Below are 13,812 nucleotides of genomic sequence, written 5' to 3' on the forward strand. Positions count from 1 at the left end.
TCAAGCGGCCTGGGGCGCGGAGTGCAGCGTGGCCAGGACGCCCTTCACGGGGCGGTGGGTGGAGGCGGCGATGGCGACAACCCGGTGCTTCGGCTCCAGGCGCAACTGGTAGCGCTGCAGCAGCGTGACGAGGGTGATCGTCAACAGCGTCAGGGTGTAGCCGTGGCCCACGCACTGCCGCTGGCCCGCGCCGAAGGGCATGTACGCATAGCGGTGCTGCCGCTCCTTCTGCTCGGGAAGGAAGCGCTCGGGGAGGTAGCGCTCGGGCTCCGGCCAGAACTCGGGATGCCGGTGCAGGATGTACGGCGGAATGAGCATCTTGGTGTCCGGGGCCACCGTGTAGCCGCCGAGCTGATCCTCCCCCACCGCCCGCCGCACGATGTTCCACGCGGGAGGGTGGAGGCGCAGCGTCTCTTCCACCACCGCCCGTGCGTAATGCAGGGACTGGAGGCTCTCGGCCGTGAGCGGCCGTCCTCCCAGCACGGTGGCCAGCTCGCTTCGCAGGCGCTGCTCCGCCTCGGGGTGGCGCATCACTTCATACAGAATCCACGTGAGCGCCACGGCCGTGGACTCGTACCCGCCGACATACAGATTCACCAGCTCGTCACGCAGCTCGGTGTCCGTCATGGCCACGCCCTGCGTGTCCTGGGCCTCCATCAGCATCGCCATCATGTCGTCCTTGCCGGAGGGGGACTGACGGCGTTCGGCGATGAGGCCGTACATGGCGGTGTTGAGCTGCTCGATGGCGCCGAAGAAGAGCCTCGTCTGCGAGCCGTTCAGGCCCAGCAGCCCCGCCAGTGCCCTGAAAATCGAGATGGGTGGCCCATGCATCATCTTCCCGAGCTGGTCCATGCCCGCGCGCAGCGGATCCCGGCTCTCGTACACGTCCTCCGAGAAGATGGAGGTGCCGAGCATGGTGATGGTCAGCCTGCGCATCTGCGCCAGCAGCTCCATCGGCTCACCGGTGCCGGCCTGGGGCGTCCAGCGCTCGGCGAGCTGTTGGACGTCCCGCACCATCCCCTCCACCATCCGCGCCAGCCGCGCGCGATGGAAGGACGGCTGCACCATGCGCCGTTGGCGGCGCCAGAAGTCTCCGGTGCTGGCGAACAGGCCCCGGCCCAGCAGTGGATCCGGCGCATCCCCCACCATGTAGAGGTAGTTGCCGACGTTGTCCGCCAACACCTGCTGCACGTGGTCCGGGTGCGACAGCAGCCAGCTCGGGCCGTGGTGCAGCTGGAAGTAGACGATGTCCCCGTGCTTCTGGCGTCCCTGGATGAGCTGGCCCAGTGGATCCTTCAACTGCCCGAGGCCGTTGCCCAGCAGCCAGTGGCGCTTGGAGCCGGGGGGAAGGGCGGCATTCCTAGGAGTGGTCATGGTGGTGTTCTTCACTCTTGGGGCTCCACATCGTCCGCGGACGGTGCGTCGGAGGTCAGGAGCTTCTGCACCTCCTGGTCGTCCAGTTGCTCCAGCTGCGCCATCATCGACTCGAGATCGCCCACGTCCTGGGCGGTGAGCCGCAGCATGTTGAGGGCGAGCGCCGACACGGTGGGCGCCTCGAAGAAGTCCTGCGGGGAGAGCTGCACGCTGAATGCGGAGTGGATGCGGGAGATGACCTGGATGGCCAGCAGCGAGTGGCCGCCCAGCTCGAAGAAGTTGTCGTGGATGCCCACGCGCTCGACGCGCAGCACCTCGCCCCAGATGGTGGCGAGCCGCTGCTCCGTGTCGTTGGTGGGCGCGATGTACTCGGAGGTGGCGGAGAGGGCCGAGTCGGGAGCCGGGAGGGCCTTCCTGTCCACCTTGCCGCTGGAGTTGAGCGGGAGGGAGGGCAGGGAGACGAAGGCGGAGGGCACCATGTACTCGGGCAGCTTGTGCTTGAGCAGCTCGCGCAAGGCGGTGACGGTGGGGGGTTGCTCGGAGGAGGCGGGCACCACGTAGGCCACCAGGCGCTTGTCGCCCGGGGAGTCCTCGCGCGCCACCACGACGGCCTGACGCACCTCGGGGTGCTGCTCGAGGGACGCTTCGATTTCACCCAGCTCGATGCGGAAGCCGCGCACCTTCACCTGGAAGTCGATGCGGCCCAGGAAGTCCAGGGAGCCGTCGGCGAGCCGGCGTACGCGGTCTCCCGTGCGGTAGAGGCGGGCACCGGGGGTGGAGCTGAAGGGGTCAGGGACGAAGCGCTCGGCGGTGAGCTCCGGGCGGCCGAGGTAGCCGCGCACGACGCCGTCACCGCCGATGAAGAGCTCGCCGGGGACGCCGAGGGGAAGAGGACGCAGGTGCTCGTCGAGCACGTAGAGCTGCGTGTTGGAGAGGGGGCTGCCCAGGGGCACGGGGCCGTGGAGCTGAGCGGGCACGGAGAAGGAGGAGGACCAGACAGTGGTCTCGGTGGGCCCGTACATGTTGAGCAGGGAGGGGACGAGCTGGCGCAGCTCGGAAGCCAGGTCGGTGGACATGGCCTCGCCGCCCACGAGCATGTGCTGGAGCGAGCGCAGGGCGTCAGCGCAGGCGGCGTCGAGCAGCAGGGCGCGAGCCATGGAAGGCGTGCACTGGAAGTGTGTGACGGAGTGCAGGCGAAGGGCCTGGGGCAGCCAGGAGGTGCCCAGGGTGTCGGGCTGCATGACAACGGAGAAGCCGCGAGCCATGGTCCACAGCAGCTCCAGGACGGAGATGTCGAAGGAGATGCGGGTGACGGCGAGCCAGATGCCGGGCTGGGACTGGGCCGGGTGGAGGCAGGCGTCCATGCCGGAGAAGAAGTTGGCCACGGTGCGGTGGGGCACCTGGACACCCTTGGGCCGGCCCGTGGAGCCGGACGTGTAGATGACGTAGGCCAGGTTGTCCCCGGTGGCCAGGGCAGGAGGCGCGTGCGTGGGCTGAGCGCGAAGCTGCTCGGTCCCCAGGTCCAGCGGCACCGCGGAGGCGCCGCGCTGCTGGGGGAGGTGCGGCAGCAGCGAGGGCTGGACCAGGAGCACCGCGGGGCGGGCGTCCTGGAGCATCCACTCCAGACGCTCGCGGGGGTAGGAGGGGTCGAGGGGCAGGTAGGCGCCGCCAGCCTTGAGGATGGCGAAGAGGCCCACCACCATGTCCAGGGAGCGCTCGGAGCACAGGCCGACGCGGACGTCAGGGCCGACGCCGAGGGAGCGCAGGTGCCAGGCGAGTTGGTTGGCGCGCTCGTCCAGCTCGCGGTAGGTGAGCCAGGACCCCTCGAAGCAGAGTGCTCGCGCGTCAGGCGTGCGCTGCACCTGCGCCTCGAAGAGCTGGTGGATGTTGGCGTCCACGGCCAGGGGCACGCGGGTGTCGTTCCAATCCACGAGCACGTGGCGCCGCTCGGCCTCGGAGAGCAGCGGCAGCGCGGAGAGGCGCACATCGGGGTTGGCGGAAGCCGACTCCAGCAACACCTGCAGGTGATCGAACATCCGGGCGATGGTGTCCGCCTCGTACAGGTCGGTGTTGTACTCGAGGACGCAGCTCAGGCCGTCGGCGCCCTCGTGGACGAAGAGGGTGAGATCGAACCTCGCCGCGCCCGTGTTGCCCTCCGCACCCTTGAGCGTGAGGCCGGGCAGGTGCAGCTCGGATGCGGGAGCGTTCTGCAGGGCGAGCTTCACCTGGAAGAGAGGTGCGTGCGCGCGGCTACGCTCGGGGTTGAGCACGCGCACCAGCTCCTCGAAGGGCACGTCCTGATGGGCGTAGGCCCCGAGGGCTACCTGCCGCGTGCGGCCGAGCAGCTCGCGGAAGGTCGGGTCACCGGAGAGGTCGCCGCGCATGACGAGCTGGTTGACGAAGAAGCCGATGAGGCCCTCGGTGTCGGCGTGCGTGCGGCCGGCGATGTCCGTGCCCACCACGATGTCCGTCTGCCCCGAGTAGCGCGAGAGCAGGGTCTGGAAGGCGGCCAGCAGCGCCATGAAGGGGGTGACGCCCTCGCGCTGGCAGAGCACCTCGAACGCCTGGGACAGCGCGCGGGGCATGAGCCGCATGAGGCTGTTGCCCCGGTAGGACTGCGTGGCGGGACGGGGCTTGTTGGTAGGCAGCTCCAGCACCTTGGGCGCGCCCGCGAGCTGCTGGCGCCAGTAGGAGAGCTGGGCTTCCATTGCCTCGCCCTGGAGCCACTGGCGCTGCCAGGCGGCGTAGTCGGCGTACTGCAGGGGCAGCTCGGGCAGGGGCGAGGGCTGGCCCTGGGAGAAGGCCTGGTAGAGCGCCGCCACTTCGCGCGTCAGCACGCCCATGGACCACCCATCCGAGATGATGTGGTGCATGTTGAGCAGCAACACGTGCTCCTGCTCGTCCAGCTTCAGCAACAGGGCGCGCAGCAGCGGGCCGCGGGCCAGCGAGAAGGGCTTGCGGCTCTCCTCCGCGAGGAGCTTGTGGGCCTCGGCCTCGCGCTCGTCGGCGGGCAGGGCGCTCAGGTCGGCGCGCTCCAGGCGCAGGGGCGCGGCGGGCACGATGCGCTGGAGGGGTTGGCCATCCTCGGAGGGGAAGGAGGTGCGCAGGACCTCGTGACGGCGCACTAGCTCGGTAAGGCCGCGCTCCAGGGCAGTCGTGTCCAGCGTGCCCATCAGCCGCAGCGGCATGGGCATGTTGTACAGCGGGCTGTCGGGGACGAACTGGTCGAGGAACCACAGGCGCTGCTGGGCGAAGGACAGCGGCAGCGACTCCGTCCTGTCGACGGGGCGCAGAGGCGGCAGCTTCGGCTCGTGACCCTCACGCGAGAGGGCCTCGATGGCGGCGGCGAGGGCCTTGAGGGTGGGCGACTCAAAGAGAGCGCCGATGGGGAGGTTGACGCCGAAGGTGGAGCGGATGCGGGAGATGGCCTGGGTGGCCAGCAGCGAGTGGCCGCCCAATTCGAAGAAGTTGTCGCGAGCACCGACGCGGGCCACCCCCAGCAGCACGCTCCATTGCGAGGCCAGCAGTTGCTCGGTGGGCGTGCGCGGGGCCACGTACTCGGAGGTGGCGGCGAGGGCCGAGTCGGGAGCCGGGAGGGCCTTCCTGTCCACCTTGCCGCTGGAGTTGAGCGGGAGGGAGGACAGGGAGACGAAGGCGGAGGGCACCATGTACTCGGGCAGCTTGTGCTTGAGCAGCTCGCGCAGGGAGGTGACGGTGGGGGGCTGCTCGGAGGAGGCAGGCACCACGTAGGCCACCAGGCGCTTGTCGCCCGGGGAGTCCTCGCGCGCCACCACGACGGCCTGACGCACCTCGGGGTGCTGCTCGAGGGCCGCTTCGATTTCACCCAGCTCGATGCGGAAGCCGCGCACCTTCACCTGGAAGTCGATGCGGCCCAGGAAGTCCAGGGAGCCGTCGGCGAGCCGGCGTACGCGGTCTCCCGTGCGGTAGAGGCGGGCACCGGGGGTGGAGCTGAAGGGGTCAGGGACGAAGCGCTCGGCGGTGAGCTCCGGGCGGCCGAGGTAGCCGCGCACCACACCGTCACCGCCGATGAAGAGCTCGCCGGGGACGCCGAGGGGAAGAGGCCGCAGGTGCTCGTCGAGCACGTAGAGCTGCGTGTTGGAGAGGGGGCTGCCCAGGGGCACGGGGCCGTGGAGCTGAGCGGGCACGGAGAAGGAGGAGGACCAGACAGTGGTCTCGGTGGGCCCGTACATGTTGAGCAGGGAGGGGACGAGCTGGCGCAGCTCGGAAGCCAGGTCGGTGGACATGGCCTCGCCGCCCACGAGCATGTGCTGGAGCGAGCGCAGGGCGTCGGCGCAGGCGGCGTCGAGCAGCAGGGCACGCGCCATGGAGGGCGTGCACTGGAAGTGGGAGACGGAGTGCTGGCGAAGGGCCTCGGGCAGCCAGGAGGTACCCAGGGTGTCGGGCTGCACGACGACAGAGAAGCCGCGAGCCATTGTCCACAGCAGTTCTAGGACGGAGATGTCGAAGGAGATGCGGGTGACGGCGAGCCAGACACCGGGCTGGGACTGGGCCGGGCGCAGGCAGGCATCCATGCCGGAGAAGAAGTTGGCCACGGTGCGGTGGGGCACCTGGACACCCTTGGGCCGGCCCGTGGAGCCGGAGGTGTAGATGACGTACGCGAGGTTGTCGGGAGCCACCGGCACTTGGGGCGAGTGCGTGGGCTGGCCACGAAGCTGCTCGTTCCCCAGGTCCAGCGGCACCGCGGAGGCAGCGTGCTGCTCGGGGAGGTGTGGCAGCAGGGCGGGCTGGACCAGGAGCACCGCGGGGCGGGCATCTTGGAGCATCCACTCCAGACGCTCGCGGGGGTAGGAGGGGTCGAGGGGCAGGTAGGCGCCGCCAGCCTTGAGGATGGCGAAGAGGCCCACCACCATGTCCAGGGAGCGCTCGGAGCACAGGCCGACGCGGACGTCAGGGCCGACGCCGAGGGAGCGCAGGTTCCAGGCGAGCTGATTGGCGCGCTCATCGAGCTGGCGGTACGTCAGCGACTGATCGCTCACCTGGACGGCGAGGGCATCCGGCGTGTGCCGGGCCTGGGCCTCGAAGAGCTGGTGGATGCTGACACCGGCGGGGACGTCCTCGCGCGTGTCGTTCCAGTCCACGAGCACCTGACGCCGCTCGGACTCGGTGAGCAGCGGCAGCGCGGACAGGCGCACGTCGGGGTTGGCGGAGGCCGACTCCAGCAACACCTGCAGATGGTCGAACATCCGGGCGATGGTGTCCGCCTCGTACAGGTCCGTGCTGTACTCGAAGATGCAGCTCAGGCCCTCGGCGCTCTCGTGGACGGAGAGGGTGAGATCGAACCTCGCCACGCCGGTGCTGCCCTCCACGCCCTTGAAGGTGAGACCGGGCAGGTTCAGCTCGGGGGTGGGCGTGTTCTGCAGGGCGAGCTTCACCTGGAAGATGGGGGCGTGGGCCAGGCTGCGCTCGGGGTTGAGCACGCGCACCAGCTCCTCGAAGGGCACGTCCTGGTGGGCGTAGGCCCCGAGGGCTACCTGCCGCGTGCGGCCGAGCAGCTCTCGGAAGGAGGGGTCGCCGGAGAGGTCGCCGCGCATGACGAGCTGGTTGACGAAGAAGCCAATGAGGCCCTCGGTGTCCGCATGCGTGCGGCCAGCGATGTCCGTGCCCACCATGACGTCCGTCTGTCCCGAGTAGCGCGAGAGCAGGGTCTGGAAGGTGGCCAGCAGCGCCATGAAGGGGGTGACGCCCTCGCGTTGGCAGAGCACCTCGAGCGCCTGGGACAGCGCGCGGGGCATGACGCGGGAGAGCGTGGCTCCGCGGTAGGACTGCACGGCGGGACGGGGCTTGTCGGTGGGCAGCTCCAGCACCTTGGGCGCGCCCGCGAGCTGCTGGCGCCAGTAGGAGAACTGGGCCTCCAGCGTCTCGCCCTGGAGCCACTGGCGTTGCCAGGCGGCGTAGTCGGCGTACTGCAGGGGCAGCTCGGGCAGCGGCGAGGGCTGGCCCGAGTAGAAGGCCTCGTAGAGGGCCGCCACCTCGCGCACCAGCACGCCCATGGACCACCCATCCGAGATGATGTGGTGCACGTTGAGCACTAGCATGTGCTCGGTGTCCGCGAGCTTGATCAGGAGGGCACGCAGCAGCGGGCCGTGGGCCAGCGAGAAGGGCTTGCGGCTCTCCTCGGCGAGGAGCTTGTGAGCCTCGGCCTCGCGCTCGTCGGCGGGCAGGGCGCTCAGGTCGGCGCGCTCCAGTCGCAGGGGCGCGGCAGGTGCGATGCGCTGGAGGGGTTGACCGGACTCCTCCGGGAAGGAGGTGCGCAATACCTCGTGACGGCGCACCAGTTCGGTGAGGCCGCGCTCCAGGGCGGCCGTGTCCAGCGTGCCCACCAGCCGCAGGGGCGTGGGCACGTTGTAGAGCGCGCTGTTGGGGATGAGCTGGTCGAGGAACCACAGGCGCTGCTGGGCGAAGGACAGGGGCAGCGACTCCGTCCTGTCCACGGGGCGCAGAGGCGGCAGCTTCGGCCCGTGGCCCTCACGCGAGAGGGCATCGATGGCGGCGGCGAGGGCCTCGAGGGTGGGCGACTCGAAAAGAGCGCCGATGGGGAGGTTGACGCCGAAGGTAGAGCGGATGCGGGAGATGGCCTGGGTGGCCAGCAGCGAGTGGCCGCCCAATTCGAAGAAGTTGTCGCGAGCACCGACGCGGGCCACTCCCAGCAGCACGCTCCATTGCGAGGCCAGCAGTTGCTCGGTGGGCGTGCGCGGGGCGACGTAGGAGTCGATCCCCTCCGTTCCCGGGGTACCGGGAGGAGGCAGGGCGGCCCTGTCCACCTTGCCGTTGGAGGTGAGGGGAAGGGTGTCCAGGGAGACGAAGGACTGGGGCACCATGTACTCGGGCAGCTTGTGCTGGAGGAAGTCGCGCAGGGTGGTGGAGGAGGGAGGCTGCGCGCCGGAGTGCGGCACGACGTAGGCCACCAGGCGCGTGTCGCCCGGAGAGTCCTCGCGCACGAGCACCAGGGACTGGAGCACCTCGGAGTGCAGCTCCAGGGCGGACTCGATTTCACCCAGCTCGATGCGGAAGCCGCGCAGCTTCACCTGGAAGTCGAGCCGGCCGAGGTACTCCAGCGAGCCATCGGGCAGCCAGCGGGCCTTGTCGCCGGTGCGGTAGAGGCGGGCACCGGGCTCGGAGGAGAAGGAGTCGGGGATGAAGCGCTCGGCGGTGAGCTCGGGACGGCCGAGGTAGCCGCGGCCCACCTGGGCGCCGCCGATGAAGAGCTCACCGGGGACGCCCGTGGGGACGGGGCGCAGGTGGGCGTCGAGGACGTAGAGGCGGGTGTTGGCGATGGGGCGGCCGATGGAGACGGAGCCGGTGGAGGCGTCGTGGGGCTGGACGGTGTGGACGCAGCAGCCCACCACGGTCTCGGTGGGGCCGTACTCATTCACCAGCCGGGTGTCAGGAGCATGCTGGCGCCAGAAGGCGAGCATGTCGGAGGTGAGGGCCTCGCCGCCGATGATGAAGGAGCGGGTGAGGCCGGAGGCCTTGTCAGCGGGGAGCTGCTGCTCGAGCAGACGCAGGTGGCTGGGGGTGAGCTTCACCAGGCTGAAGTTGTCGCCGGAGAGCAGGGCCTGGCCGAGGCCCTGGACACCCTGGGACTCGGGGACGAGGAGGACGGGGCGGCCCACGGTGAGAGGAGCCAGGAGGCTGGTGACGGTGAGGTCGAAGGAGAGGGAGGAGTGGACGGGAGAGCCGTTGCCCTGGGCAATGGAATAGGCCTGGGTGCACCAGTGCAGGTAGTTGACGACGCCGCGGTGCTCGAGCATGGCGCCCTTGGGGCGGCCGGTGGAGCCCGAGGTGTAGATGACGTAGGCGAGGTTGTTGGGAGCCACCGGCACCTTTGGCGAGTGCGTGGGCTGGTGGGCAATGAGCGAGTCCCACTCGGAGTCGACGAGGACGAGGAGCTGGCTCTGGACGGGGAGCTCGTCGGCGAGGTGCTCCTGGGTGACGAGGAGAGGCGTGAGGGAGTCGCTGAGCAGGAAGGCCAGGCGCTCGGAGGGGTAGGAGGGGTCGAGGGGGACGTAGGCGCCGCCGGCCTTGAGGATGGCCAGGAGGCCGACGACCATGTCGGGGGAGCGCTCGAGGCACAGGCCGACGCGGACGTCGGGGCCGACGCCGAGGGAGAGCAGGTGCCAGGCGAGCTGGTTGGAGCGCTCGTCGAGCTGGCGGAAGGAGAGGCGCTGCGCACCGAGGTGGACGGCGAGGGCGTCCGGGGTGAGCCGGGCCTGGGCCTCGAAGAGCTGGTGGACGGTGGCGTCGGCGGGAAAGTCCGTGGCCGTGTCGTTCCAGTCCACGAGCACCTGCTGGCGCTCGGTGCTGGTGAGCAGCGGCAGGGCGGACAGGCGCACGTCGGGGTTGGCGGAGGCCGACTCCAGCAACACCTGCAGGTGGTCGAACATCCGGGCGATGGTGCCCGCCTCGTACAGGTCCGTGCTGTACTCGAGGACGCAGCCCAGGCCCTCGGTGCCCTCGTGGACGAAGAGGGTGAGGTCGAGCTTCGCCACGCCCGTGTTGCCCTCCACGCTCCGGAAGGTGAGGCCGGGCAGGTGCAGCTCGGTGGTGGGCGTGTTCTGCAGGACGAGCTTCACCTGGAAGAGGGGCGCGTGGGCGCGGCTGCGCTCGGGGTTGAGCACGCGCACCAGCTCCTCGAAGGGCACGTCCTGGTGGGCGTAGGCCCCGAGCGTCGTGTCCTTCACGCGCCGCAGCAGCTCGCGGAAGGAGGGGTCGCCGGAGAGGTCGCCGCGCATGACGAGCTGATTGACGAAGAAGCCGATGAGGCCCTCGGTGTCCGCATGGGTGCGGCCAGCGATGTCCGTGCCCACCACGACGTCCGTCTGGCCAGAGTAGCGCGAGAGCAGGGTCTGGAAGGCGGCGAGCAGCGCCATGAAGGGGGTGACGCCCTCGCGCTGGCAGAGCACCTCGAGCGCCTGGGACAGCGCGCGCGGCATGACACGGGAGAGGGTGGCGCCCCGGTAGGACTGCGTGGCGGGGCGGGGCTTGTCGGTGGGCAGCTCCAGCAACTGGGGCGCGCCCACGAGCTGCTGGCGCCAGTAGGAGAACTGGGCCTCCAGCGTCTCGCCCTGGAGCCACTGGCGCTGCCAGGCGGCGTAGTCGGCGTACTGCAGGGGCAGCTCGGACAGGGGCGAGGGCTGGCCCGAAGAGAAGGCCTCGTAGAGGGCCGCCACCTCGCGCACCAGCACACCCATGGACCAGCCATCCGAGACGATGTGGTGCATGTTGAGCACCAGCATGTGCTCGGTGTCCGCGAGCTTGATCAGGAGGGCGCGCAGCAGCGGGCCGTGGGCCAGCGAGAACGGCTTGCGGCTCTCCTCCGCGAGGAGCTTGTGGGCCTCGGTCTCGCGCTCGTGGGCGGGCAGGGCGCTCAGGTCGGTGCGCTCCAGGGGCAGGAGCGCGGGAGGCGCGATGCGCTGGAGGGGTTGACCGGACTCGGAGGGGAAGGAAGTGCGCAACACCTCGTGACGGCGCACCAGCTCGGTGAGGCCGCGCTCCAGGGCGGCGGTGTCCAGCACGCCTTTCAGCCGCAGGCAGGCGGGGAGGTTGTAGAGCGCGCTGTCGGGGACGAGCTGATCGAGGAACCACAGGCGCTGCTGGGCGAAGGACAGCGGCAGGGGCTGCTGGCGCGACACGGGCCGCAGGGGCGGCAGGGCGGGGGCCTGGGTGGCGCGGGCGGCGGACCCGATGGCGAGGGCGAGCGCTTCGAGGGTGGGCGCCTCGAAGAGGGTGCGCAGGGGCAGCTCGACGTTGAAAGCGGAGCGGATGCGGGAGATGACCTGGGTGGCGAGCAGGGAATGGCCGCCCAGCTCGAAGAAGTTGTCATGCAGGCCCACCCGCTCCACACGCAGCACCTCACTCCAGAGGGCGGCGAGCTGTTGCTCCGTCTCACTGCGGGGAGCGACGTACTCGGTACCCGTGGAGAGCGCGCCGTCGGGAGCGGGCAGGGCCTTCCTGTCCACCTTGGCGTTGGAGGTGAGGGGCAGGGCCTCGAGGCGGACGAAGGCCGAGGGCAGCATGAACTCGGGCAGCCGCTGCTGGAGGAAGGAGCGCAGGGCGGGAGTGTCGAGCTGCTGGGAGTCGGAGGTGAAGTAGGCCACCAGGCGCTTGTCGCCGGGGAGGTCCTCGCGAACGAGGGCAACGGCCTCGCGAACGGAGGAGTGGGCCAGGAGGGCGGCTTCCACCTCGGCCAGCTCGATGCGGTAACCGCGCACCTTCACCTGGTTGTCGAGGCGGCCGAGGAACTCCAGCACGCCGTCGTTGCGCCAGCGAGCGAGGTCCCCGGTGCGGTAGAGGCGAGAGCCAGAGGGGCCGAAGGGATTGGGGAGGAAGCGCTCGGCGGTGAGCTCGGGGCGGGAGAGGTAGCCACGGGCGAGGCCCTCGCCACCGATGAAGAGCTCACCCGGGACACCAGAGGGGACGGGCTGGAAGGAAGCGTCCAGCAGGTACACCTGGGTGTTGGCGATGGGAGAGCCGATGGGGACGGAGGAGCCCACCTGCTGCGGGCGGGACATGCGGAAGCAGGAGGTGAAGAGGGTGCTCTCGGTGGGGCCGTAGCAGGCGGTGACGGGCAGGCCGAGGGACTCCAGGACGCGGCGCACGTGGGGAGCGGAGACGACGTCACCCCCGGTGAGAAGCTGGTGCAGGCCGCGCAGGCACTCGGGCTTGTGCTCCACCACCTGGGAGAAGAGGCCCGCGGTGAGGTGGAGCGTCGTCACCTTGTGGCGGGTGAGCACCTGGGAGAGCAGCTCCAGGTCGCTGGGGGAGTGGGGAGGGAAGACGACGAGACGGCCGCCGAAGAGGAGGGGGCCCCAGAGCTCGAGGGTGGAGGCGTCGAAGGAGATGGGGGCGAGGAGGAGGAATGTCTGCTCGGGGCCGAGGTGTGCGTAGTGGATGCCGTGGAAGAGGCGGAGGACGGAGCGGTGCTCGATGGCGACGCCCTTGGGACGGCCGGTGGTGCCCGAGGTGAAGTCGACGTAGGCGAGGTTGCGGGAGGAGACGCCAGAGAGCGGGGCGGACGTGGGCAAGCCGTCGAGGCTCAGCTCCTCGACGAAGAGGGAGGGGAGGTGAGAGGAGACGGGAAGCTGGGAGCACAGAGCGCGAGAGGTGAGCAGGAGGAGGGGAGGAGCATCCTCGAGCATGAAGGACAGGCGCTGGGCGGGATAGGAGGCATCCAGCGGGAGGTAGGCGCCACCGGCCTTGAGGATGGCGAGCAGGGAGACGATGAGCTCGAGGGAGCGCTCCATGCACAGCGCCACCAGTACGTCGGGGCCGACGCCATGGGAGCGCAGCAGGTGGGCCAGCGCGTTGGAGCGAGCATCCAGCTCCCGGTAGGAGAAGCGTGCGTCACCGAACTCGACGGCGATGGAGTCGGGGCGCAGAGCCACCTGCTGCTCGAAGAGGTGGTGGATGCAGGAGGTGGCGGGGAAGTCGGCGGCGGTGGCGTTCCACTGCACGAGCACCTGCTGCCGCTCGGCGTCCGAGAGCAGGGAGACGTCGCTCAGGCGGGAAGCGGAGGCGAGGGAGAGCAGGGCCGAGCGCCAGTGCTCGAGCAGCCGCTGCATGGAAGCGGGCTCGAAGCGGGGCGAGTCGTAGACGGCCCGCAGGCGCAGCGTCTGTCCAGGCAGGACGGAGAGGGTGAGCGGGTAGTTGGTGCGCTCGTCACCGTGGATGTCACGCACCTGGAGCGACGAGGACGAGTCCAGCAGCGAGGCATCGAGAGGGTAGTTCTCGAAGACGAGCAGGGAGTCGAAGAGCGGGGTGCCGCGGGGCACCTGGCTGAAGGACTGGACCTGGACTAGCGGAGAGTGCTCGTACTGGCGCAGCTCAAGCTGCTGGGCCTGGAGTGACTGGAGCCAGGGCAGCAGCGGGGCGGCGCCCGAAGGGAAACGGACGCGGGTGGGCAGCGAGTTGATGAAGACGCCCACCATGGCGTCGGAGCCGGGCAGCTCGGGAGGACGGCCCGCGACGGTGTTGCCGAAGACGACATCCTGCTCGCCGCTGTAGCGCGAGAGCACGAGGCCCCAGGAAGCCAGGGCGAGCGTGTTGAGGGTGAGCTGGTGCTGGCGGGCGAAGTCCTGCAGCGCGGACGTGGCCTCGGTGGACAGGTCCAGCTCGAAGGTCTGATACGCGGGGGGCTTGCCCTGCACGGCAGCGGCGTGCGTGTCCGCGGGCAGGGGCGTGGGAGCGGTGAAGCCCTCCAGGTAGCCGCGCCAGAACGACGCGTCAGCGGAGGCGTCGCGGCGCTGCAGCCAGGCGATGTAGTCGCGGAAGGGCGGCCTGGGCGCGGGCTCGGGCGCGGGGCCAGAGCGGAAGGCGTCATAGAGGGAGAAGATCTCCTTCATGAGCACGCCGAGGCTCCAGCCGTCCACCAGCAGGTGGTGGTGGCTCCAGATGAAG

The 13,812-nt window shown here is 70.0% G+C and carries 2 protein-coding genes (1 of these 2 cut by a window edge); both read right to left on the reverse strand.

All coding sequences use genetic code 11. The features are described 5' to 3' along the window. Positions 1 to 1,389, reverse strand: coding sequence for a cytochrome P450 (locus NR798_RS17215; RefSeq protein WP_375772565.1), 1,389 nt, complete (start codon positions 1,387 to 1,389; stop codon positions 1 to 3). Beyond that, a protein-coding gene (locus NR798_RS17220) for a non-ribosomal peptide synthase/polyketide synthase (RefSeq protein ID WP_375772566.1) crosses the window boundary here: on the reverse strand, positions 1,386 to 13,812 show its 3' portion. The gene runs 14,783 nt beyond the window's last position; the window shows 12,427 of its 27,210 coding nt (coding positions 14,784–27,210); its start codon lies off the right edge, out of view; the stop codon is at positions 1,386 to 1,388. Before NR798_RS17220 ends, NR798_RS17215 begins: the two co-directional genes overlap by 4 nt.

The sequence above is a fragment of the Archangium gephyra genome (genome assembly GCF_042230915.1).
Classification (GTDB): Bacteria; Myxococcota; Myxococcia; order Myxococcales; family Myxococcaceae; genus Archangium; species Archangium gephyra_B.